The 22,533-nt window shown below is 63.9% G+C and carries 22 protein-coding genes; 12 read left to right on the plus strand and 10 right to left on the minus strand.

Annotated elements, in window-relative coordinates:
- Nucleotides 1–49: 49 nt before the first annotated feature.
- The 3 genes from E2481_RS15940 to E2481_RS15950 all read right to left on the minus strand — a co-directional run bounded on the left by E2481_RS15940 (nucleotide 50) and on the right by E2481_RS15950 (nucleotide 2,999).
- On the minus strand, nucleotides 50–1,609 hold the full coding sequence (locus E2481_RS15940) for a right-handed parallel beta-helix repeat-containing protein (protein WP_136718161.1): 1,560 nt from the start codon (nucleotides 1,607–1,609) through the stop codon (nucleotides 50–52).
- A gap of 89 nt (nucleotides 1,610–1,698) precedes the next feature.
- Entirely contained in the window at nucleotides 1,699–2,271 is a 573-nt protein-coding gene (locus E2481_RS15945) for a hypothetical protein (protein WP_136718162.1), read from the minus strand.
- Between the two features lie 35 nt (nucleotides 2,272–2,306).
- Nucleotides 2,307–2,999 (minus strand): hypothetical protein, encoded by a 693-nt coding sequence (locus tag E2481_RS15950; RefSeq protein ID WP_136718163.1) that lies wholly within the window; start codon nucleotides 2,997–2,999, stop codon nucleotides 2,307–2,309.
- A 494-nt stretch (nucleotides 3,000–3,493) separates the two neighbouring features.
- Between E2481_RS15950 and E2481_RS15955 the strand changes: the two genes are divergently transcribed.
- The 6 genes from E2481_RS15955 to E2481_RS15980 all read left to right on the plus strand — a co-directional run bounded on the left by E2481_RS15955 (nucleotide 3,494) and on the right by E2481_RS15980 (nucleotide 9,648).
- Nucleotides 3,494–4,117: a DUF7344 domain-containing protein gene (locus E2481_RS15955; protein ID WP_136718164.1), complete on the plus strand. Its 624-nt coding sequence runs from the start codon at nucleotides 3,494–3,496 to the stop codon at nucleotides 4,115–4,117.
- The gene (locus E2481_RS15960) at nucleotides 4,114–4,593 is read left to right on the plus strand and encodes a hypothetical protein (protein WP_136718165.1); all 480 of its coding nucleotides are present in this window, start codon (nucleotides 4,114–4,116) and stop codon (nucleotides 4,591–4,593) included. The genes E2481_RS15955 and E2481_RS15960 overlap by 4 nt, the downstream gene beginning before the upstream one ends.
- A 114-nt stretch (nucleotides 4,594–4,707) precedes the next feature.
- Nucleotides 4,708–6,399, plus strand: coding sequence for an AMP-binding protein (locus E2481_RS15965; RefSeq protein ID WP_136718166.1), 1,692 nt, complete (start codon nucleotides 4,708–4,710; stop codon nucleotides 6,397–6,399).
- A gap of 169 nt (nucleotides 6,400–6,568) precedes the next feature.
- On the plus strand, nucleotides 6,569–7,747 hold the full coding sequence (locus E2481_RS15970) for a hypothetical protein (RefSeq protein ID WP_136718167.1): 1,179 nt from the start codon (nucleotides 6,569–6,571) through the stop codon (nucleotides 7,745–7,747).
- A gap of 82 nt (nucleotides 7,748–7,829) precedes the next feature.
- Entirely contained in the window at nucleotides 7,830–8,900 is a 1,071-nt protein-coding gene (locus E2481_RS15975; protein ID WP_136718168.1) for an ABC transporter permease, read from the plus strand.
- Between the two features lie 43 nt (nucleotides 8,901–8,943).
- Nucleotides 8,944–9,648: an ATP-binding cassette domain-containing protein gene (locus tag E2481_RS15980; protein ID WP_136718169.1), complete on the plus strand. Its 705-nt coding sequence runs from the start codon at nucleotides 8,944–8,946 to the stop codon at nucleotides 9,646–9,648.
- Between the two features lie 15 nt (nucleotides 9,649–9,663).
- Here the strand turns inward: E2481_RS15980 and E2481_RS15985 are convergent, their stop codons facing one another.
- Complete coding sequence (locus E2481_RS15985) at nucleotides 9,664–11,121, minus strand: amidase (RefSeq protein ID WP_136718170.1); 1,458 nt, start codon at nucleotides 11,119–11,121, stop codon at nucleotides 9,664–9,666.
- Nucleotides 11,122–11,176: 55 nt separating this feature from the next.
- A complete protein-coding gene (locus E2481_RS15990) occupies nucleotides 11,177–12,205 on the minus strand; it encodes an NAD(P)/FAD-dependent oxidoreductase (RefSeq protein ID WP_136718171.1) in 1,029 nt (342 codons plus the stop codon).
- A gap of 238 nt (nucleotides 12,206–12,443) precedes the next feature.
- Here E2481_RS15990 and E2481_RS15995 point away from each other — a divergent pair, with 238 nt between their 5' ends.
- Nucleotides 12,444–13,043, plus strand: coding sequence for a DUF7110 family protein (locus tag E2481_RS15995; RefSeq protein WP_136718172.1), 600 nt, complete (start codon nucleotides 12,444–12,446; stop codon nucleotides 13,041–13,043).
- A 54-nt stretch (nucleotides 13,044–13,097) separates the two neighbouring features.
- Here E2481_RS15995 and E2481_RS16000 read toward each other — a convergent pair whose 3' ends face one another.
- Nucleotides 13,098–13,349 carry a hypothetical protein gene (locus tag E2481_RS16000; RefSeq protein ID WP_136718173.1) on the minus strand — a complete coding sequence of 84 codons (252 nt, stop codon included), beginning with the start codon at nucleotides 13,347–13,349 and terminating at the stop codon, nucleotides 13,098–13,100.
- Nucleotides 13,350–13,476: 127 nt separating this feature from the next.
- Here E2481_RS16000 and E2481_RS16005 point away from each other — a divergent pair, with 127 nt between their 5' ends.
- A complete protein-coding gene (locus E2481_RS16005) occupies nucleotides 13,477–14,445 on the plus strand; it encodes a phosphoadenosine phosphosulfate reductase family protein (RefSeq protein ID WP_136718174.1) in 969 nt (322 codons plus the stop codon).
- A 197-nt stretch (nucleotides 14,446–14,642) separates the two neighbouring features.
- Here the strand turns inward: E2481_RS16005 and E2481_RS16010 are convergent, their stop codons facing one another.
- Genes E2481_RS16010 through E2481_RS16020 form a run of 3 tightly spaced genes read right to left on the minus strand, consistent with a single transcriptional unit; the run spans nucleotide 14,643 to nucleotide 17,065 of the window.
- Nucleotides 14,643–15,035, minus strand: coding sequence for a hypothetical protein (locus tag E2481_RS16010; protein ID WP_136718175.1), 393 nt, complete (start codon nucleotides 15,033–15,035; stop codon nucleotides 14,643–14,645).
- Nucleotides 15,036–15,089: 54 nt separating this feature from the next.
- Nucleotides 15,090–15,509, minus strand: coding sequence for a VOC family protein (locus E2481_RS16015; RefSeq protein ID WP_136718176.1), 420 nt, complete (start codon nucleotides 15,507–15,509; stop codon nucleotides 15,090–15,092).
- A gap of 56 nt (nucleotides 15,510–15,565) precedes the next feature.
- On the minus strand, nucleotides 15,566–17,065 hold the full coding sequence (locus E2481_RS16020; protein ID WP_136718177.1) for a DUF790 family protein: 1,500 nt from the start codon (nucleotides 17,063–17,065) through the stop codon (nucleotides 15,566–15,568).
- A gap of 78 nt (nucleotides 17,066–17,143) precedes the next feature.
- Between E2481_RS16020 and E2481_RS16025 the strand changes: the two genes are divergently transcribed.
- A complete protein-coding gene (locus E2481_RS16025; RefSeq protein WP_136718178.1) occupies nucleotides 17,144–17,560 on the plus strand; it encodes a hypothetical protein in 417 nt (138 codons plus the stop codon).
- A gap of 58 nt (nucleotides 17,561–17,618) precedes the next feature.
- Here E2481_RS16025 and E2481_RS16030 read toward each other — a convergent pair whose 3' ends face one another.
- The gene (locus E2481_RS16030) at nucleotides 17,619–18,953 is read right to left on the minus strand and encodes a DEAD/DEAH box helicase family protein (protein ID WP_136718179.1); all 1,335 of its coding nucleotides are present in this window, start codon (nucleotides 18,951–18,953) and stop codon (nucleotides 17,619–17,621) included.
- A gap of 85 nt (nucleotides 18,954–19,038) precedes the next feature.
- Between E2481_RS16030 and E2481_RS16035 the strand changes: the two genes are divergently transcribed.
- The 3 genes from E2481_RS16035 to E2481_RS16045 all read left to right on the plus strand — a co-directional run bounded on the left by E2481_RS16035 (nucleotide 19,039) and on the right by E2481_RS16045 (nucleotide 22,511).
- Nucleotides 19,039–19,770, plus strand: coding sequence for a nucleotide exchange factor GrpE (locus tag E2481_RS16035; protein ID WP_136718180.1), 732 nt, complete (start codon nucleotides 19,039–19,041; stop codon nucleotides 19,768–19,770).
- A 177-nt stretch (nucleotides 19,771–19,947) separates the two neighbouring features.
- Nucleotides 19,948–21,870 (plus strand): molecular chaperone DnaK, encoded by a 1,923-nt coding sequence (gene dnaK, locus E2481_RS16040; protein WP_136718181.1) that lies wholly within the window; start codon nucleotides 19,948–19,950, stop codon nucleotides 21,868–21,870.
- Between the two features lie 242 nt (nucleotides 21,871–22,112).
- Nucleotides 22,113–22,511, plus strand: coding sequence for a DUF5518 domain-containing protein (locus E2481_RS16045; protein WP_169302468.1), 399 nt, complete (start codon nucleotides 22,113–22,115; stop codon nucleotides 22,509–22,511).
- The last annotated feature ends 22 nt before the right edge of the window (nucleotides 22,512–22,533 follow it).

The following is a 22,533-nucleotide window of genomic DNA, read 5'->3' on the forward strand; positions in this document are numbered from 1 at the left end:
AAGATGTGTCGACAGCATCATTTTTCGAGCGGCTCTCGGCCACCGAGTTTCAGTCCCACTGATAGCCCGCGGATTCGATCTCGTCGCTCGGGTCCCCATCGCCGACTCTGTTCTCGATCGCTACCGGATCGTTCGCTTCACCCGCGTCGTTGTCCCGGAAGTGACAGCCGTCGGCGACCACGCTACCGGTTTTGCTATCGAGCTGCTCGATTCCGTACTTGGTGTTGCCGACGATGTTCGAGTCAGTGATATCGACGTCGACTTTGTCCCCGTCGATTACGATGCCGGAAAAGTTTCCATCTGGTGACTGTCCGTTATCCAGTATTGACGAATTCTTTATATCGGCATCGTAACCGACACCTCCGAACTTTATTCCGGACTCGGAATAAAACTGTATTGTCGACTGACCAATCGTCGCAGAAGAAGTTACGTTAACTTTAATTCCTGGAGTGTCCGCTTCATTTGGCCCCGCATCCTCCCGTGCCTTGATTAACGACGATTCGATGTTCAGTGTACCAACTTTATCGAGTTTGATACCATGGGTTAAGTAAGAGATATTACAGTTAGAGATAGTAACATTGGATATATTAGAACCACTGCACAGGATCGGGTATGTATTACTATGAGTGATTTCAACATTCGATAAAGTGAGAGAGTCAATATCTGCATTATACATTTTCATAGCCCGATTTACGTCCATAACACAGTTTTTCACCTTGATAGACTCGGTACCGGTTCCATGCAAATTATCGGTACCCCCGCCAACAGAGAGTGCATCTGTCGAAGTATTCGGAAAACTAAGATCTTGTAATGTTAGATTGAGGCCTTCGGGAATCCAGGGTACTTTAACAGTCTGCTCGATGTTTGGCTTTCTTCCGTCTGCCCCTTTGATTGTCAGATCGGATTGGACTTCATCTACCCAAATACCAGAACCGCTATACGTGCCATAGTCGTGAACGAGCACGGTATCACCATCCTCGGCGTTCTCTACGGCTTCGTCGATCGACGAGTACTCACCACAGTCGTCGGCGTTGCTCACCAGCAGTTCGTTCTCGCCAGCGACCGGACAGGTGACACCGACGCCATCCTCGGACGCGTCAGCGTGGACGGTCACGTCGACATCCCAGGTATCGGTATCCAGCCCGTGCGTGTCGACGTACACGCCAAGTGAAACCCCGGCACCCGGGTCGATTTCGACGACACCGTCGCCTTCACCCTGAAGCTTCGAGGATTCCGCACCGTCCTGGTAGAACCAGAGGTTGTCATCGTCGAAGGTCGATCCCGAGACCGACAGCCAGACGCCGACCGGCTGGGTGCCCTGATTCGTCACCTCGAACACGTCGTCGAATCTGTAGGTCGAATCCGTTCCGAGGCCACCACCGCCGGCATCGGTTCCGGTGAAATCGAGTTCGAGTTGTCCGTTAGTCGTCGTTGCGTATGCGCCGTTCGGGCCGTCGGATGGCGTCAGCTTCAGGAACGCCGCGTCGTCGTCCGCGACGCTCACGGAAACGGACCGCTCGGCACTGACGCTCGTGAACGCGCCAGTGCCGAGGATGCCGCTGCCGCCTGCGAGCCCCCCGACCCCGATGAGTAGTTTGCGTCGTCTCATAGTCCTCCGTGCGTGCCCCTTCCCTGGGGAAAGCCCACCGGCGGAATCGAACCGCCGGCTCGTCCGTGAGGACGAGTCGCCAGCGTGGGTTAGTTGTCCGCGTCCGCGTTGATGATCAGCGGTACGTCGTACGTGTTGACGCTGACATCGTGGGTATCCAGTTGGACGCCACAGCGGAGCGTACTCCCGACGCCGAGTGATTTGTACGGATCACTCTCCGTCAATATCTCCTTCTCGTCCGTCTCTGGGTCGAAGATGGCGACCGATGGCTCGTCGGCGTCCGAGCCGTTCGTGCCGTAGACGTCGACGGGTTGGGTTCCCTGGTTTATGACCTTGAACAGGCCGTCGCCAGGGTTGCCGCCCGCGTCGGCACCGAATTTGTAGACCGAGTCCGGGGCGACGCCGTCGGGATCCGTGGGGTCGCCGCTCGGATACTGGCCTTCGTCGTCACTCGGAATGTTCAGTTCGAGCTTCCCGCCGTCGGTTACCGACCGTTTCCCAGTCCCGAGTTCCTGAAGTTTCAGGAGTGCGTCGCTGTCTTCCTCGACGGCGACTGTGACGGTTCTATCGGCGCTGACGCTAGTGAACGCACCGGTGCCGACGAGCAGGCCGCTACCCGCGGCCAAGCCGCCCATTCCGGCGAGGAGGTTGCGTCGTTTCATGTTTTCTTCCGAGACGCTCGTTTGCTACATTCCCATTAGTCGTCAGATCCGCTCGACAGGGAAGCAGCGTACTCGGCGTCAGCGGCGATGTTCATCGAGATCTCGCCATCAAAGTTACTACCGCTGTCGTCAATGTGGAGCCCGAAGTTGAGGGATTCGCCCGGCGCAAGCGTGAAGTCCTCCGGTTCGTAGTAGCCTGCTTCTTCCGGGAAGGCATCTCTGTTGTGTGTCTCTTCTTTAGTATCATCCAGGTATACACTGGTCAGACTCAGGGAGTCGGCGTCAGGATAGCTGACTCGGTGGGGAAGGCTGCTTGCCTGCGGGTCGATGTAGAGATCCGAGCTCCCGTCTTCACCCACCGATTCGGGACTGACGCTTGTCGGCGGCACGTAGACAAAGACGTTCTGCGTCCCGTGATTCTTGACTTTGAAGATGTTGAGAATCTGTGTCACGGCGTTCTTGTTCACACCAGCGGGACTCCCACTGTTGTCCCCGTTGATGTCATTTCCGTCGAGGTTGACTCGAATCGCACTCCCACTCTCGTCCGCATACACACTGTTTGACAGCGTGGATTCTGCGTCGAGAGCGAGCAGTGCGCTGGCGTCGTCTGCAACCTTCACTTCCATCGTACGGTTCGCGGTCACACTCGTAAACGCGCCTGTACCCATTGCAGCTGCCGAGCCGGCAGCGAGCGATCCTGTGCCGATAAGGAATTTGCGTCGTTCCATAGTTGTCTCACGCGCACCCACCCCCAAGGCGGGTTGCGCTCATTCCGTCAATGGTCCCTACCCATCATTGTATTATCACGCTTGAACGTGACCGGGCCACACACCGGCTCAGATTCGAAGAGTGGCTGAAACCCTTCTGGCAGCGTTATCTTCCCCTACAACACTCACCTGAACGGCCCGTAATCGGTCGTTATTTGCTCGATACAGCCAGCTAACGGGAGCGACAAGGTCTAGAGAGCCCAAAGCTCGAATCCGGGTCCCAGGGCGCACCTAATCCGGGCGTTCTTTCCGGTTCCTGTCGAACAGACGAAAAGCATTTTTGTGTTGCTGAATTATCACCAACTGGCAACCGAAACCGAGGTCGGGTATTCGGGGGTATCTATGGGGTCACGCAATCACTATTCGATCCAGTCCGAGATGCATGGATGGGGCCGGTCGTCGAACCGAACCGTGTCCGTACGACGGCCGCGAACCGACGACGGGGGGCACCTATCGTGAGCAAAGCCGTCTCCACCCAGTCAGAGGTGGCCGACGACGAGGGGAGTACAGCCACAGCGCCCGGAGGCGAAACGAGTACGGGACCCGTCTCAACCGACGAGGCGTTCGAGCTGTTGAGCAACCAACGGCGCCGGTACACGCTCCACCATCTCAAGCACAACGGCGAGGCGGTCGAGTTGGGAGAGCTGTCGGAACACGTCGCATCCTGGGAGAACGGAACGGCCGTCAGGAACGTCGATGCGGCCCAGCGCAAACGGGTGTACACCTCGCTTCAGTCCCACCACCTGCCCAAGATGGACGAGCAGGGAGTCGTCGAGTACGACGAACGCGCGGGCGTGGTCGAACTCACCGAGGAAGCAGGGGAACTCGACATCTACCTCGAAGTCGTCAGCGGCCGCGACGTTCCCTGGAGTCAGTACTATCTCGCGTTGTCGGCGGTCAACGCGGCGATCGTCGCCGCCGTCGCCGTCGGTGCGTGGCCGTTCAGTATCCTGCCCGACATCGCCTGGGCCGCCTTCGTCGTGACGACGATGGTCGTCTCCGCGGCCGTTCACATCTATCACGACACCTCGATGCGACTCGGGACGAACGCGAAACCGCCGGAGATCCGCGAGCGATGAGTCGATTGCGACGGCTCTGTCTCCTCGTCGGGTTCGCAGCCGTCGTGCTCGCCGTCGGGACCGGTTCGTTTAGCGCGTCCACGTCCGACCGGAGCGTCGCCGTCGACGTCGTCGACGACGAGGACGCCATGCTGGGTCTCGTGGCTGAACACCCCGAGCGCGCGGTCGGGCCGAACGGGACCCGCACTCACTCGGAAGTACCGGTACTCACCGTGACGAACCGGTTCGGCTCGCCGATAACGTCGATCAGAGTGACAGTCGTTTCGGCGGAGACGCCGGCAGCCGTCAGTGTCGATCAGGTCGAGTTCAGCGCGGACAGTCTCGGACCGGGTAAAGCGGGGACCGTCGACGCGACGGTCACGTGTGCGGACGCGGGAACCGCCTCGGTGACGGTCCGAATCGAGACAGAAAGCGAATCGGCGTCGGTCGAGACGACGGAGACGGCGACGGTCGAGTGTACGCGATCCTCGACGTGAGCGGTCACAGGCGGGCCATAATCTCTCGAGCAGTGGGTTTGGAAATTAATATGCGTGGAAAATGATGACTGAATCAACCGGATTTAAATCGTGGAAAACCTACATTGGAGATAGATGTCTGACGCATCCGAGATTCCGGAGAGACCGTGGTTCAAGGAGTACGAGCAGTTCGGCGTCCCGAAGACGCTCGAGCCGTATCCCGACACGCCGGTCCACGAGTTCCTCTACCAGACGGCCGAGGAACACCCGGAGCAGGGGCTGGTGCAATTGGGGCAGAAGTACACCTATCCAGAAGTCGTCGATCACGTCGAGCGGCTGGCCACAGCGCTCCGCGACCGGGGGGTCGAGAAGGGGAGCCGCGTGGCGACAGTCCTGCCGACGTCGGCACAGTTCATTATCGCTGAGAACGCGATTTCGCGTGCGGGTGGGGTGCACATTCCGAACGACTTCCTCGACGCCGAGGAAGATCTGATCTACCGGCTCGAACAGGGCGAACCCGAAGTGCTCATCGGCCAGGACAAACACCGCGACCTCATCCTCTCGCTCAAGGAGGAACTCGGTCTGAGCGACGTCATCCTGACCGATGTCGAGGACTACGGGCCGAACCCGCCCGAGGAACACGACGACGTCGAGGGCGTCGAATGGCTGACCGACGTCATCGCGAACACCGAGCCGAACCCACCCGAGGTCGAGTTCGACATCGAGGAGGACGTTCACACGCTGCTGTTTACCGGCGGGACGACCGGCCTCCCGAAGGGCTGTCAGCTCACGCACGAGAACCTCGTGGCCAACACGCTCCAGGGCGTCGCCGTCCAGTCCCGAATGGCCGACATGATGCGCGGGAGCGAGGCGGCGGTCATGTCGCTGCCGATGTATCACGCCTACGGCTACTCAGTGAGCCACTCGCTGGTCGAACTCGGCCTGGACCTGCTGCTGGTGCCCGACGCGCGGGACACCGAGATGATGACCGACCTCATCGAGGAGTACGAACCCCTCGTGATGCTCGGCGTCCCGACCCAGTTCATGAACATCGTCAACGAGGACCTAGAGCAGGACGTCATCGGTCTCTCAGGGTCGGCCCCGCTGGCCGACGAGACGAAAGCGGAGTTCGAGGAGAAGTCCAAGGGCATCTCCCAGGGCTACGGGCTCTCGGAGATGTCGCCGATTACGCACTTCAACGTCCGCGGGCTCCAGGACATGCTCCTGGGCCAGGACACGGCCGAAGAAGGGTTCGACAGCCCGACGATCGGCGTGCCAGCCCCCGATACGGAGGTCAAACTCCGCGACGTGGACACGGACGAGGAGATTCCCATCGAGGAAGCCATCGAAGAGGAAAAAGAAGGGGAACTGCTAATGAAGGGACCTCAGCGGATGAAGGGCTACCTCGACGAGGACAAAGACCCCTTCGACGAGGAGGGCTACGTCTCGACGGGTGACGTGGCGAAAGTCGATCCGATGGGTCGGTTCTACATCGTCGACCGCGTCAAGAACATGATCAACGTCTCCGGCCTCAAGGTCTACTCCGAGGAGGTCGACGAGGTGCTCTTCTCCCATCCGGGCGTCCACCGGCCGGCGACCATCGGTGCACCGGACCCGGACCGACCGGGCAGCGAGATCGTCGTCGTCTACGTCGAGCGGGACCCCGACTACGACGGCGAACTCACCGAATCGGACATCGAGGCCCACCTGGACGGGAAGGTGCCGCGCCAGGCCATGCCCGAGGAGATCCACGTCGTCGACGAGATCCCGCTGACGGACATCGGCAAGACGGACAAGCAGACGCTCAAGGAACGCCACGAGGAGTAAGCGGTCGTCTCGTGGGGATTTTTTCGGGACATGAACCGACAGTAACAACTTTAGTCGTTCGTGTGCAGCTATCACTCATGCAGGAAAGTCTCCGATTTCGACAGACGTATCCGAGGAACTGCCGGGAGCCGGTTCAGTGCCGATCTCGCTCCGACGGGGGGGTGAGCTAATGGCGATCGCCGAGACGCTGTTGGCGAACAAGCTACAGGTCGCCATCGCGGGGATGGTCGTCTTCGGCGGGGCCGGGGCGACCTACGTCGCACTGGGGGGAGACATCCCGTTCCTGAACCAGGACGGGATGGCCGACCAGGTGCCCGAGGACGTGGACATGGTGATGTACATGGACCCGGGCGTGGCCGAGGACACCACGACGAAGGAACTGGTCAACGGCCTCATCGATATCTCGAAGGACCAACAGGGTGAGCTGTACACGGGACCGGACGACTACGAGGAAATGCTGGACGAGACCGACTCGAACTCCTCGCTGGACATGGAAAACCTAAACAGCGTCATGCTCTACGGGAAGTACCCCGACGCAGGGTCCGAGGATACCGAAACGACGTCCGGGCTCCCCGAGGACAGCTACGTCGGCTTCATCATCGACTCTGAGTGGGGCGAAGAGGAGTTCATGGAGGAGACCGAGGGGAACGGTACCGAGTACGAGGAAGGCGACTACGAGGGATACACGATCTACGAGCAACAGGACGTTCCCGACGGCGAATCCAAGGGCTACATCGGCGTGCTGGCCGAGGGGCAGTACGTCATCGGCACCGAAGACGCCGTCAAGGACGCTATCGACGTCGACCGCGGCGAGATGAACGCCTTCGGCGGCGACCTGCGGAAGGCGTACGACGACACCCGGAGCGGCGACAGCACGTACCTGAAGTTCGCGGCGACGTTCCCCGAGGAGGAGCGACTCGAAGAGGCCGGCGGCGAGAGCCTGGGGAGCGACGAGCAGTTCGAGACGTTCACGAACATCTCGGTCATGTCGGGGTCGTACTACACGACGGACGACGAGTCCATCGGCATGCAGATGCGCCTGGAGGCCGGCAGCGAGAGCGAGGCCGAGGATCTCGACTCCGTCATCAGCGCCGGACTCGTGTTCGTCAAGGGGTCCGCACCGTCCGAGGAGTCCAAGAGCCTCATCGACGAAGTCGAGGTCGAACAGGACGGTAGCGCCGTCAAGATGACCTTCGAGAGCGAGGTCGAATCGATCATCGGCGCCTGGGAAGCGACCCTCGAAGCGACGAGCGGGTCGGGGTCGGAGACCGGGGGCGATTCGGGCTTCGGATCGGATTCGGACACCAGCGCCATCGAACCGTCGACCGAAGCCGCAGTCCCGGCCTGACCGGAACGCACAGGTAGGTTTTTTCGGCCGTACTGCAACACCAGGCTGAAGTCCCCCGCCTGCTTCCCGACACATAGCGTCGATGAAAGTTCTGTCGTTATTGCGCAAAGAGGTCCTCTGGAGCCGACACAGGGTCGTGGCCCTGCTCTTTTTGCTGTTGGTCTTGCCCGGTTGTTTCGCCTTTACGACCGTCGCCTTCGAGACGGCTGTCCCCGAGGACGCGCCCATCGCGATCGTTCCGGAAAACGAGAACGTCTCCGAGGACGGACTGGCGATCATCGAGGGCGGGGCCGCCCTCTTTTCGGACCCGAAGCGCTACGAGGAAAAGTCCGAAGCGATGCGGGCGCTCCGCCGGGAATCGGTGTACGCGGTCCTGGAGGTCCCACCGGGGATCTTGAACGAGAACACGGAAAACGCCACGTTCTCCCTCTACATCGACGGGAGCGTGGTCCCGTTCCAGGAGCCCTCCAAGGCCATCGAGAGCATCGTGACCCTCCGCATGAACGAGAACCTCCCGGCGAACGTCTCCGTCGAGCGGCAGGTCGTCGGAAATCACAGCACCTTCTCCGAGTACCTCGTCCCGGTCTTCCTGATGGGCTTTGTCCTGCTGTTCGCGTTCACGTACCTGCCACACCACCTGGCGCGGGAGGCCGACGTGCTCGAACGGCTGCTGGTCGAGACCTCGATGGACGCCGTCGTGGCGACGAAGATCCTGTTCATGACGGCGCTCATGCTGGGACCGATATCGGCGTTCTACGCCGTCTCCACGTATCTCGGGTACTCGGTGACGCTCCTGACACCGGCGGTCGTCGGCATCTATCTGCTGACGTTCGTCTACATGGCCGCCATCAGTACGAGCGTCATGATCCTGACCGACTTCTCTCGACTCGGACGATTCCTCAACGTCGCGATCATGCTCACCTTTTTCACGTTCTCCAGCGTCGTCCACCCGGTTGGCTTTTTCTCGCCGCTGCGAAAGGAGATCGCTCGGCAACTCCCGCTGCACTACTCGATGATCGTCGCCCGAGGCCTGAGCCTGAAAGAGCTCGGGATCGGCCTGTTCGCCGACTGGATACTGGGCCTGCTGGGCTTTACGCTGGTCACGCTCGTCGTCCTGAAACTCTCGATCGAGCGGTACAAACGGACCGCCTAACCATGCACATGAAACCCAACACACACTCGGAGGGGAAGTGAGAATGTCTGTGCTCGAACTCCGGGACGTGACCAAGACCTACGGTGGGGTGACGGCGCTCGACAGCATCGACCTCACCGTCGAGGCGGGGACGTTCCACTGTCTGGTCGGGCCCAACGGCTCGGGGAAGACGACGCTGTTCCGGACCGTCCTGGGGTTGACGCGACCCACCAGCGGTTCCGTGTCGCTCCCTGAAGGCCGCGTCGGCTGTGGCTTCCAGCGGGCGAACGTCTACCGCGAGTTGACGGTCGGCGAGAACCTCTCGGTGTTCGGCGAGCTGATGGGCGCGACCGACGACGAGTGGAGAGACGAACTCGTCACCACGCTCCGACTGGACCGGGTCATGGACCGGACCGCGGCGGACCTCTCCGGCGGATTCGCGAAGAAACTCGACCTCGCGCTGGCGCTGCTGGACAAACCCGACGTGCTCTTTCTCGACGAACCGCTGGGCGACCTGGACGACGTCTCGAAAACGTGCCTGCTCGACTTTCTCGGCGAGTACCGCGACGCCGGCAACGCCATCGTCGTCTCGACCCACCACCTCACGGACTTCGACTCGCTCGTCGATCACCTCACGGTCCTCTACGACGGCGACATCGTCGTCGACGCCGACCGGCAGGAACTCGATTTCGACGGCCACGACAGCCTCCAGGAACTGTACGTCGACCGCGTGCTGTCGCTCGAACGGGCCGACGAACCCGAACCGTGAGCGCGGATTGAGCGCTCAGGCACCGGGGTAGTGGTCGGCCCAGGGGTTCGCGTCCTCGAAGGCGGCCGCGATGGCGAGTAAGTCGTCCTCCGCAAAGCGGGAGCCGACGACCTGGAGACCGATCGGGAGGCCGTCGTCGGTCAGTCCGGCCGGGACAGACAGCACGGGGTGGCCGGTCAGGTTGAACGGCCAGGCCAGCCCCCAGTCCATCGGCAGGCCGCTGGTGGATTCACCGTCGATCTCGGTCGGATAGGGCTCGTCGTGGGTCAGCGGCGGGGTCGCGAGCGTCGGCATGACGAGCGCGTCGTGGTCGGCCAGCACCGCCTCGACGGCGTCGTACAGTTCGGTCCTGATGGTGTTCGTGTCCAGGTAGTCATCGGTGTCGTAGCCCTGGCCCATCCGGACCGTGTTGACGAACGACGGCGAGAGGTCGTCTGCGTCCTCGCCGGTCACGTCGATCCCGTGTTCCGCGGCCAGGATGCGCGCGATGCGGGCGAACTGCGGTGTCGCGGTCGTCCCGTAGGCGTAGGTCAGGTCACCCTTGCTCGGTGCGTCGACGGCAGCCTCGGTGACGGAGAGGCCGGCGTCGGCGACCGCGTCGACGGCGTCGCGACAGACCGACCGAACGGTCTCTTCGACCGGGAAGGTGTCGAGGTCCGGCGTGTACGCCAGACTGTAGTCGTCGGCGGGTCGGTCGGTCGCGGCCACGTAGTCCACGTCGGGGGCTGGGACGCTGAACGGGTCGACGTCGTCCCTGCCGACCAGCACCGAGAGCATGAGCGCGGCGTCCTCGACGGTCCGAGCCATCGGCCCGATCACGCCGAAGGGCGTGTGAGTCCCGAACGCGTCGGGCCGGTCGTCCCGAGGGACGAGTCCGTAGGTGGGTTTCACCGAGACGACGTTACAACACGAGGCGGGGTTGCGGAGCGACCCGCCCACGTCCGAACCAGTCGCCAGCGCACAGATGCCGTCGGCGAGCGCCGCCGCGCTCCCACCCGAGGAGCCGCCGGCGTTGTGCTCGCCATCGGGGTCGAACGGCGTCGGCGTGGGGCCGAGGAGTTCGTTGTCCGTCCGCATCGTGTGGCCCAGTTCCGGCGTGTTCGTCGTGCCGAGGACGATGGCGCCCGCGGCTTCGAGTCGCTCGACCACCAGGGCGGTTTCAGTGGCGACGTTGTCGGCGAGCGGCTTCAGCCCGCCGGTGTCGGGGACGCCGGCTTTCGGCTGGTGGAGGTCCTTGATGGCGATCGGCACGCCGTGGAGCGGCCCCAGATCCGCCCCCTCTTCGATGGCCTGTTCGGCCTCGTGTGCACGCTCACGGGCCTCGTCTTCGAGTACCGTGACGAAGGCGTTCAGGTCGTCGTTGCGCTCGGCGATGCGGTCGAGCGCGGTCTCCACGAGGTCGACCGGCGAGCGGTCGCCCGATCGCACCGCTGCCGCGAGCGATGTCGCCGACGAAAAGCGAGCGTCTGTCATCCGGTAGAGTCCGGACTCGCTGACCCGTAACTGTTGTGCCCCAAATAATGGGTCGCTAGTCGTCCGCCGTGGCCTCGCCGTCGCGGCGGTGAGCGGCGGCACGGCCGCGAAGCCGGTCTGAAATCGCCGGTGCGTCCGCCTCGTCGACGCCGTCCTGCGCTTCGATTTCCTCCAGCGACATGGGGAACTTGCGGAGGCCGTAGTGGATGTCGATGCCAGCCTTGGCGCCCTGTCCCATCGCGACCGGAATCTGGTTGTGGCCGGGGACGACGTCGCCGACGGCGTAGACGCCGTCGACGCTGGTCGCGCCGTGGTCGCCGACCGCGACGGTGCCGTCGTCGTTCAGTTCGACGCCGAGTTGCTCGGCGAGGTCGGTGTTGTAGTCGGAGCCGTACATGGCGAAGCCGCCGCGGTACTCCTCGAACGTCCCGTCCTCGAAGACGAAGCCTTCGAGCCAGCCGTCGTCGCCGTTCTCGACGGCCTCGATGTCGGCGTCGAACACCTCGACCGGGTGGGCGTCGAGCTGGCGGGCCGTCTCCTCGCTCCAGGTCGGCTCGTGGCCGCGCGTGAGAATGTCGACTTCGTCGGTGAAGTTGAGCATGATCATCGCGACCTTCGCCGCGCTCTCGCCGTGGCCCATCACGTAGACCGGCTCGTCGACGAACATGTAGGCGTCGCAGTGGAGACAGTAGTGGAGCCCGCTTCCCGTCCGTGGCAGCGGCGGGTCCGGCCGCTGGTCGCTAAACCCGGTCGCCAGCACCACGCGGTCAGTGAGGGCAGTCACGTTACCAGCTTCGAGCCGGAAGCGGCCGTCGTCGGTCCGCTCCGCGCTGGTCACGAAGTCCTGGTGGTAGTCGGCGCCGTACCCTTCGATCTGTTCGATCGCGGTCTGGAGGAGTTCGTTGCCCGAGACGTCCTCGGTGATGCCGATGACGTTGTGCGTGTCCTGCATCATCGCTGCGCGCCCGCCACCGCGGTTGATGACCGCCGTGTCGTGGCCCAACCGCGTCGTGTACAGGGCGGCAGTCAGTCCGGCCGGTCCGCCACCGACGACGACGACCTCGTATTCCGCTTGGTCACTCATACGTATCCATCCGTAGGGAAGGGCCGTACTAAACTTCTCCCGTAACCAGCACGTTACCGGCCCCGGTGACCCCGAGAGGCCGCCCGTCACCGTCCGGAAAACGGCCGTTCGAGTCATTGAGTGGCGTTAACACGAAACACAGTTTACACGCTTCACAGGAAGGACAGGCCATATATGATAGGGGTGCGTATATCCCAGTGAACAGCCCGGTGTCAGCCGACCGCCACTCATCCAAATCATGACCAGCCGCGTATACAGACTACATTCGACACTTGAATTGCCGCTGGAAGACGTCTACGAGTACTTCGAGGATCCTGAACTCCCCGTGGAGATGCAGGACATCGATATCACTCGTCGCAACAACACGCTAATCATCAGTGCTGTCGCCGCCGACGAGAGCATGAGCAAATACACGCCGACGGCACAGCTCAAGGCCAGCATCACCGAAAATCGGGTCTACGAGGAGGAACCCGAGGACGGTCCGGGCGGTCCGGGTGGTCGGAGCGGTGGTGGCACTGGCCCGCAGTGGGGAACCTTCGAGGAGGAAGAAGAGGAGATCGAATCCGAACTCGTCGAGTACGCCTGTTTCAAGGGCGACCGCGAGACGGTTCTCCAGAACACGTCGCTCCAGTACCCGATGTTCGAGGTGCTCTGCAACATCGCGAAGATCGCCGAAAAGGGAACGCTCACCGCCGTCGCCGCAGTCGACGGCGAACTCCGAGCGACCCGCATCGTCGACGGCGAGACCCGACCCGCCTCCATCAACGTCGTCGAAGAACCGACCGACGACGATGGCGGCGGCGGCGTCAACTGGCGCGACAACAAGTTCATCAGCTAACCGACCGAGCTACGGGTTACCTCTCTCGGCCGTTTTCGATCCGTCTCCGTACGACTACGAGGGCCGATGCCGGAACGAGACCACCGTTCCCATCCTGTCTTGCCCGTCGATGGACTCGGTCGTGACGTTCAGCGCGAGCATCTCGTCTTCGTCGACCACGTCCGTAGCGATCGATCGGAGGTCCGTCGCCTCCGCATCCTCGTCCAAGACCACCACGCGAATCGTATCGCGGTTCGTACTGACTTCCCCGATCTCGTACCCGCCGTCCTCGAGAGCGGCCTGTAGCTCGTCTTGCAACTCGCTCATACCTGTACCGACAGGCGGCAGCGCCTAAAACCCACAGGCCAGTGACCCCCGTACTGTTTGGTACAGGAGGCCATAGAACTGCCAGGTCGAAAAACACTTACCGGACCTAATTATATCTCATTACACAATGTCGGAGTTCCCCGAATACCTGGACGTCGATTACGAGGCCGGCAGCGACGAGGACCCGGCCGATTACGCGGCGATCGAGGACAAGATCGAGAAGGCCATCGAGGTCACCCGCGAGGGTCTCGAACAGTACGAGAACCCGGTGGTAATGTGGACCGGCGGGAAGGACTCGACGCTCACCCTGTACTTCATCAAGGAGGTCGCCGAGAAGTTCGACCTCGAAGTCCCGCCCGCGGTCTTCATCGACCACTTCCAGCACTTCGACGACCTCCACGACTTCGTCGACAAGTGGGCCGAGGAGTGGGACCTCGACGTCATCTACGCCCGCAACGAGGACGTGGGCGACTACGTCGACGAGCACGGCCTGACTCCCGGCGACGACATCGAGATCTCTGAGCTCTCCGAGCACAACCAGCACCACATCCGCGACCTGCTGGAATACGAGGAAGACACCTTCCCCTTCCTGCTGGACACCTACGTCGGCAACCACCTGCTGAAGACGGTGGCGCTCAACGACGCCCTCGAAGAGCACGACGTCGACGGCGTCATCTCGGGCGTCCGCTGGGACGAGCAGGAAGCCCGCGCCGACGAGACGTTCTACTCGCCGCGTCACGACCCGGACATCTACCCCCCGCACGACCGCATCCAGCCGATCCTGCAGTTCGACGAGCCCGCGGTCTGGGACGCCTTCTGGCACTTCGTCGTTCCGGACACCGTCGAGGAGTTCCCCGACGACGGCTACGTCCCCGAGGCCGACGACGACCTGCCGGGTGACCTCACCAAGGACGACATCCCTGTCAGCCCCAAGTACTTCGCCGGCTTCCGCTCGCTGGGCAGTGAAGTCAGCACGGACAAGGCCGCCGAGGAACCCGCCTGGCTGCAGGACATGGCCAACACGACCGAGCGCGCGGGCCGCGCCCAGGACAAAGAGGACCTGATGGAGCGCCTGCGCGACCTCGGCTACATGTGAACCTTTTACTTCGTCGGGTCGCGGCATAGCCGCGACCGCTCCTCGTAAAACGTTCATGAAAACGACCTTCTCGCTCGGGTCTCCGACCCTCGCGAGAAGTGAACCGCGCTCGCTGACTCGCGGTTTCACCGCTCGTCTTCCCGAGGCGCTCACGGTGCTCGCGCCTCGCTCTGCTCGCGCGGATGCTCATACAGGACTTATCGTCGATCAGCCACGGCACCCGCCGTCTGCCCGTTCTCTGCCCAAAGAAACACAGCCACTGCTGCGACGAGCCCCAGAACCGACGCCGCGATCAGCGCGACGACCGTTCCGGTCTCGAACCCGCCTGCTGCACCAAACAGAACGACGAGGAACGTAACTCCAAAGGTCCCGAGCGCGAGGGCTGGCCGTCGGCGTCCGGGACCGGCCGCGGGTCCGAGTCCGACGGCGACGATTGCTGCGACAGCGACACCGGCCAGAAGGCCGACGGGGAGGCCGACGAACAGTGAGAACTCGATGTACGGCGTAGCGAGTTCGGTTACCAGGACGCCGACAGCGAGAAACGACGCGAGCCCGCTGGCAACGACGAGAGCGAGGTTTCGAAGACGCATACTAGAGATACACAATCAGAAAGTATGACCTTTTGGTCAGCCGTGGTCGGCTCCCTACGCGTCCAGGATCTCTACCAGGTTCCCTTCGGGGTCCCGGACGAACAGGATCCGCGTGCCGCTCTCGGTGGTCTGTGGCTCGCTGATCGTCTCGGCGTCCTCGGGCAGGTTCTCGTAGAACGCGTCGACGTCGTCCACGGCGAGCCCCAGGTGTTTCGCCCCTGGCTGGTTGACGTCGCCGCCCGTGTCGTCATCGCCTTCGGGGTCGTACTCGACGAGTTCGACTCGCGCTCCGTCGGCGTCGAGGTGGGCGAAGTCCGCGCTGGCACCGTCGACGCCGACACCGGTCGCGAACGCCTCGCCGCCGATCGAGAAGCGGGCGAGGACGTCGAGTCCGAGTCCCTCGCTGTAGAATTCGACGGCGCGGTCGAGGTCGCTGACGGTGATACCGACGTGGTGGGCGCTGAGGTCCTGCATACCTGTCCTCCCGAACGACTGGCGGAAAACCACTTCGCTCCGCGACGACCGCCCCGTTACTTCTCCCGAACGGTCCCGCCGCCGAGTCCTTCCCATTCGACACGGTAGCCCAATCGCGAGAGGACCGCGCTCGCGTCGTCGATACCGTACTCGTCGAGTGCCCGCTCGACGCCGTCGAGAGCCATCCCCGCCTCGATCACCCCGTCCAACGCCTCCAGTACCCCCGGTCGAACAAGGGTCCGTCCGACCGTTTCGTGGTCCGGCAACGATTTTCCTTCGAGGGTATCTGCGCTCACGCCGTGCCGTTCGGCGAGCACGTCGAGGGCGATGGCGTCGTCGTCCGGTCGTAGCTCCGCGGGAAGATCAGCCGACGCGTCGGCGACGAGGTCGTCCTCGTACCGTCGGAGCACGTCGCGAACGTCCTTGATCCGGACGCTCCCGGAGTATGGGATCGCCCGGTGGTCGCGAGCTTCGATGTCCTCGGCGACGCCGAGGGATTCGTCGACGGCGACGACCATCTCGACGTTTTCCAGGTCGGCCAGCCGGGAGAGTTTCTTTTCGACGTACTCGGGCGTCCAGAAGCCCATGATCTCGAAGAAGACACGGAAGTCGCCGTACCGGTAGTCGAAGGCGAAATCCGGGATGACGACGTGTGCGCCGGCTTCCAGCGGTTCGGGTTCACGCACGAGGTCCCAGTCCAGATCCAGCGACTGGAAGCGCCTGGCGAAATCGGCCTCGACGCCGCTGTCGAAGGTGACCTCCGTGACCGGGTCGACGCCCGGGACCGACACGTCCGCGTCGGTGAGGGTCATCTCGCGGTCGGTTCCGCGGTCGTCGATCGTCGCCGTCAGCCGCCAGTCGGCGGTCTTGGCGATGGTTCGGAGCAGCCGGGCGAAGCGGGTGCCGTATCGCCGCGTCGACCTGAACAGGGCGTCCGGGCCGGTCACCACCACCTCGCGGTCGCCGTCCGTTCGGCGGATCTCGTACATCAGTCGGAGGCGCTTGACCGCCGAGACGACCGCTTTGGGGTCCGACGAGCGCACGCGGACCTCGGTCGCATCGAACAGTGCGGTCTGAGCCAGCGAGAGGTCGTACTGGGCGAGCAGGTCCTCGGGACTCCAGCGAACGTCCACGTCCGCGATGATCTGTCGCGTTTCGCGGTCGGCGTAGAGGGCCTGCTCGACGTCGGCCGGCGAAACCCCGAGGTCGTCGGCCGCTCGGGCCAGTGCCTGCTCGCGGTCGCTTTCGGTCACGACGCCGACGGACTCGGCGGCGGTGAACGCGGCGTCGCGCGCCCGGCGCGGCTCGACCGGGGCCCGCGTCTCGACGGTCGCCTGGCGGTCGAGCAGTTTGGCGAACCCGCGGACGAGTTTGAAGTCGTCGGCCTCGCGTTCGAGGGCGGTCAGTGCCTCGTCGAGGTCGCCCCGGGACTGCCCGACGTGGCCCTGGAAGACGCCGATGACCCGAGCCGCCAGCTCGCGGTCGTCGTCCGTGGCGAACCGGGGGTGGTAGCCGCCGCCCGCGCGGGACACCCTGAGCAGGTCCTTCGTCAGCACGCCCGGTTCTCGGACCCCGACGGGCAAAAGCGGACTGGAGAGAGAAGATTCATACCGAACGGCCGTCCACCCAGGCGTATGCAGCGCCGACAGGTCGTGCGTGCGCTCGGCCTCCTCGCGGTCGGAAGCGCGGGCTGTTCCGAGGCCCCCTCACCCACTCCAGCACCGCCGACCGGGACGCCGGGCGACCCCGACGGTGGTAACAGCGGTGGGCTCACGACGCGCAAACCGCTCCGGGTGGAGAACGATTACACCATCTCCGAGGGCCCGAACGGGAACGTCCTGATCGAAGCGACCGTCACGAACCCCGCGTCCGTCGACCGGACGGCGACGATGCGAGTCGACGCCAGCCTCGACGGCGAGGAAACCGTCGAGCGGAAGCAGATCGATGTGGAGAGCGGTGAGAGTACAGACGTCTCCATCGTCCTCGATTACCGGTACGAGGACTGGCAAGCGGGGTCGTTCTCGGTCGGGTTCAACTTCGAGTACGTCTGATTCACCGACGCCGCTCGGCCACGCTCCGCCCGCCCGACCGCGTACGCTGAGACACCCCTCACCGTCGCCGCTCGGCCACGCGGACCTCCGCCGTCTCCTCACTCACCACCTCGTACAACAGCGCTCGCCCCCCGTCGGCTTTCGGCCGCAGGATCCGCCCGAGTCGCTGCGTGAACTCCCGCTCGCTCCCGCTCCCCGACAGCACCACCGCAACGTTCGCGTCCGGCACGTCGACGCCCTCGTCCAAGACGTTCGCCGTCACGACCCGCGAGTACTCTCCGCTTCGGAACCGCTCCAGGATTTCCCGCCGTTCCGCCGTCGGCGTCTCGTGCGTGATCGCCGGCAGCAGGAACCGCTCGGAGAGCCGATACACCAGGTCGGTCGAGGCGGTGAACACGATGATCCGGTCGTCGCGATGCCGGCCGAGAATCGCTTCCAGTTCCGCGACCTTCCGATCGGCTTCCATCGTGATGTCGCGCGCTCGTTGCTTGGCCAGCAGCGCCTCCCTCGCACGCGGATCGGTGCCCGACCGCTTGACGAGTTCCTGGTAGTCGCTGCCGCTCCGTAACTGGATGTTCGACTGCGCGAGGTAATCCGTGAAGGTCTCCTGATTGCGCTCGTAGGCCTCGCGCTCCTCGGGCGTCAGTTCGACTTCGATGCGCTTGATGTCGTAGGCCGCCAGGTGGTCGCCGGCCAACTCGTCGACGTCGATGCGATAAACCAGCGGCCCGACGAGGTCCTCGACGACCTCGTGGGCACCGTCCGGCCGCTCGAAGGTCGCCGTCAGACCCATCCGTGCGGGGGCGGCCAGCAGGCGCGCAATCTCCCGGTAGCCCTCGCCGCCGAGGTGGTGGACCTCGTCGAAGAGTACGAGGCCGAACTCGTCGCCCACCTCGTCGGCTCGCAGGTACGCCGAGTCGTACGTCGAGACCGTGATCGGTTCGCGGCGCTGTTCGCCGCCGCCGAACTGCCCGACCGGGACGTCGAACTCCGCGTCGAGTTCCGCCCGCCACTGTTCGAGGAGGTCGATGGTGGGGACGACCACGAGCGTCGGCGTCCCCAGTCGCTCGATGGCCTCGATGCCGATGACGGTCTTGCCGCTCCCCGTCGGGAGTTCGAGCACGCCGCGGTCGTCGTTGTCCCGCCAGGCGTCGAGTGCGTCCCGCTGGTAGCTCCTGAGTTCGTACGTCGACGTGAGGTCGAGATCCGGGAGGTCGAAGACGCGGTCGTCGTAGGCGACCCCGCGCTCGCCGAGGGCTCGACAGAGGTCCTGATACCGGTAGGCGGGAGCGCGGGCGCTCTTCGAGCGCTGGTCCCGCTCGACGCCGGGGAGGCCGTCCGGGACGGACCCAGTGATGTGGACAGTCCCCTCGTCGTAGGTGAGCGTCAGCACGGGCGGCGCTACGCGGGTCGGGTGAAAGAGTGTATCGACGGCCGATTTCTGAACGCTTTTACCCGTCCCGAACCTTCCCGGGAACATGAGCGAGCCGGACGCCTCCGAGACGACGGACGACCAGGCAGAGCCCGACGGGACAGCGACCGACGAGCAGTCGGCTGCCGGGGCGTCCGCCGATGCAGCCGACGCACTGGACGACCTCGTCGACGGGACCGAGGTCCCAGACGACGTGTCGATAGACGAACTCACCGACGCGGCCGACGTGTCGGTCGACGACGAACTCGTCGAGCGCGTCACAAACGCCGACGCCGAGCAGGTGGCGACCGAGGTCGCCGCGCTCCGGACGAAAGTCGCGTCGCTCGAAACCCAGTTGGAGACCAGTGAGGCCGAAAAAGAGGACCTCGAATCGCGGCTCAAGCGCACGCAGGCGGACTTCCAGAACTACAAGAAGCGCATGAAAAAGCGCCGCGAGGAGGAAAAGGAGCGGGCCACCGAGGACCTGGTCGAGCGACTGCTCGACGTTCGGGACAACCTGGTGCGCGCCCTGGACCAGGACGAGGACGCCGACATCCGCGACGGCATCGAGGCGACGCTCCGCCAGTTCGACGAGGAACTCGAACGCGAGAACGTTACCGAGGTCACGCCCGACCCGGGCGATGCGGTCGACCCCCAGCGTCACGAGGTGCTCCTGCGCGTCGAGAGCGACCAGCCGGAAGGCACCGTCGCGGAGGTACACCGGCCGGGCTACGAGATGGGCGAGAAGGTAATTCGGACGGCACAGGTCACCGTCAGCGAAGGGCCCGACGGCCAGTAGGCCGGGCGATACGCCGGCCGCGGATCGAACGAACGGTCGGTTTGCGGTACCTAATATAAGTCCCGGTGACGGCGACGGGGTATGGCCGAAAACGCCGGACACGACCGAACTGCGCTGAGATCGGTCGTCACGAATCTAGCAACTTTTAACCGACTCAGACCGGTAGGTGGTGATAACATGGCGAGCAACAAGATTCTCGGTATCGACCTCGGTACCACCAACAGCGCCTTCGCGGTGATGGAAGGCGGCGACCCGGAAATCATCGTCAACAGCGAGGGCGAACGGACGACACCCTCCGTCGTCGCGTTCACCGACGACGGCGAGCGACTGGTCGGCAAACCGGCCAAGAACCAGGCCGTCCAGAACCCCCAGCAGACCATCCAGTCCATCAAGCGCCACATGGGCGAGGACGGCTACTACGTCGAACTGGACGGCGAGGAGTACACGCCCGAGCAGGTCTCGGCGATGATCCTCCAGAAGATCAAACACGACGCCGAGGAGTACCTCGGCGACGAGGTCGAAAAAGCCGTCATCACGGTCCCGGCGTACTTCTCGGACCGCCAGCGGCAGGCGACCAAGGACGCCGGCGAGATCGCCGGCTTCGAGGTCGAACGGATCGTCAACGAGCCGACCGCCGCGTCGATGGCGTACGGCCTCGACGACGAGTCCGACCAGACGGTGCTCGTCTACGACCTCGGTGGCGGGACCTTCGACGTCTCTCTGCTCGACCTCGGCGGCGGGGTCTACGAAGTGGTCGCCACCAACGGTGACAACGAACTCGGCGGGGACGACTGGGACCAGGCCATCATCGACCATCTGGCCGACGAGTTCGAGGACGAACACGGCATCGACCTCCGCGACGACCGCCAGGCCCTCCAGCGGCTGACCGAGGCCGCCGAAGAAGCCAAGGTCGAACTCTCCTCCCGGAAGGAGACGACAGTCAACCTGCCCTTCATCGCGGCCGACGACGACGGCCCGAAGGACCTCGAACAGAAGATCACGCGCGCGACCTTCGAGTCGCTGACCGAGAACCTAGTCGAGCGGACGGTCGGTCCGACCGAGCAGGCCCTCGAAGACGCGGGCTACTCCAAGAGCGACATCGACGAGGTCCTCCTCGTTGGCGGGTCGACCCGGATGCCCCAGGTCCAGGAGAAAGTCGAGGAGCTGACCGGAAAGGAGCCCAAGAAGAACGTCAACCCCGACGAGGCGGTCGCGCTGGGCGCGGCGATCCAGGCCGGCGTCCTCGGCGGCGAGGTCGACGACATCGTCCTGCTCGACGTGACGCCCCTGTCGCTGGGTATCGAAGTCAAGGGCGGCCTGTTCGAGCGCCTCATCGAGAAGAACACCACGATTCCGACCGAGGAGTCGAAGATCTTCACCACGGCCGCCGACAACCAGACCTCCGTCCAGGTCCGGGTGTTCCAGGGTGAACGCGAGATGGCCGAGGAGAACGAACTGCTCGGGGAGTTCCAGCTCACCGGCATCCCGCCGGCACCGGCCGGAACGCCCCAGATCGAGGTCGGCTTCAGCATCGACGAGGACGGCATCGTCAACGTCGAGGCCGAGGACAAGGGGTCGGGCAACACCCAGTCGATCACCATCGAGGGCGGTGCCGGCCTCAGCGACGACCAGATCGAGCAGATGCAGGAAGAAGCCGAGCAACACGCCGAAGAGGACCAGGAACGCCGCGAGCGGATCGAGGCGCGCAACGACGCCGAGGCCGCAGTCCGCCGCGCCGAGAAGCTCTTAGACGAGAACGAGGAGGACATCGACGCGGACCTCGAGGAAGACATCGAAGCAGCCGTCGAGGACGTCGAGGAGACGCTCGAAGACGAGGACGCCGACAAGGACGAACTCGAAGACGTGACCGAGACGCTTTCGGAGGAACTCCAGGAGATCGGCAAGCAGATGTACCAGCAGCAGGCCCAGCAGGCCGCCGGTGGTGCGGGTCCGGGCGGCGCTGCCGGTGCCGGCCCCGGTGGGGCTGCAGGTGCCGGACCGGGCGGCGCGGGCGCAGGCGCAGCCGGTGCCGGAGCGGGTGACGAGGAGTACGTCGATGCGGACTTCGAGGACGTCGAAGACGACGACGAAGACGAGTAACGCGAGTCTGAGCCGTCGTCTTCGGCTCGGAAGACGAAGACGAGTAAGCCGAGTCGTCGCTCACGCCGGTCCGAAAGCCGAACTGCATTTTTGCGGAGTCGAAACGAGTGTTGTAAGCTGAAGGAGTACAGGGATTTTCGCGGACTGAACGAACGAATTCGTCCGTTTATAGCTCGCGACCGGTACGCAGAGCCATCGATACTGAAATAATAACTATGCGGTGAGAAGTGGTACCGTGCTCCATGGATATCAACTGGAGAGCGGTATTCGTTGGCTTCCTGGTGGCTGTGACACTCGGACTGATCGTCTCGTGGCTGGTCCCGCCGAGTCAGACCACGGCGGTCGTCCACGCGGTACCGGGATTGATCGGTGGTGCGGTCGCCGGCTACATGGTAACCGGCGTGGGTGACGGAGCGATCCACGGTGGACTCGCGACGGTCATCGGCGGACTGCTCACGCTCGTCGTCCTCGCAGTGTTCGGGGTCCTGTTCGCAGGGGTCGTCGTCACCACGGGCGCGGTCGTCGTCGGACTGCTCGTGCTGCTCGGGCAGGCGATCCCCGGGGCCATCGCCGGTGCCGTGGGCGGCTGGGCCAGCGGGCGCGGCGAGGCACGTGAAACGACGGCGACCGAGACACAGTGAGTGCCAAACAGCCTCGGTTGCC

Origin of the sequence: Halorientalis salina, assembly GCF_005049285.1 — an archaeon.
GTDB classification, from domain to species: Archaea; Halobacteriota; Halobacteria; order Halobacteriales; family Haloarculaceae; genus Halorientalis; species Halorientalis salina.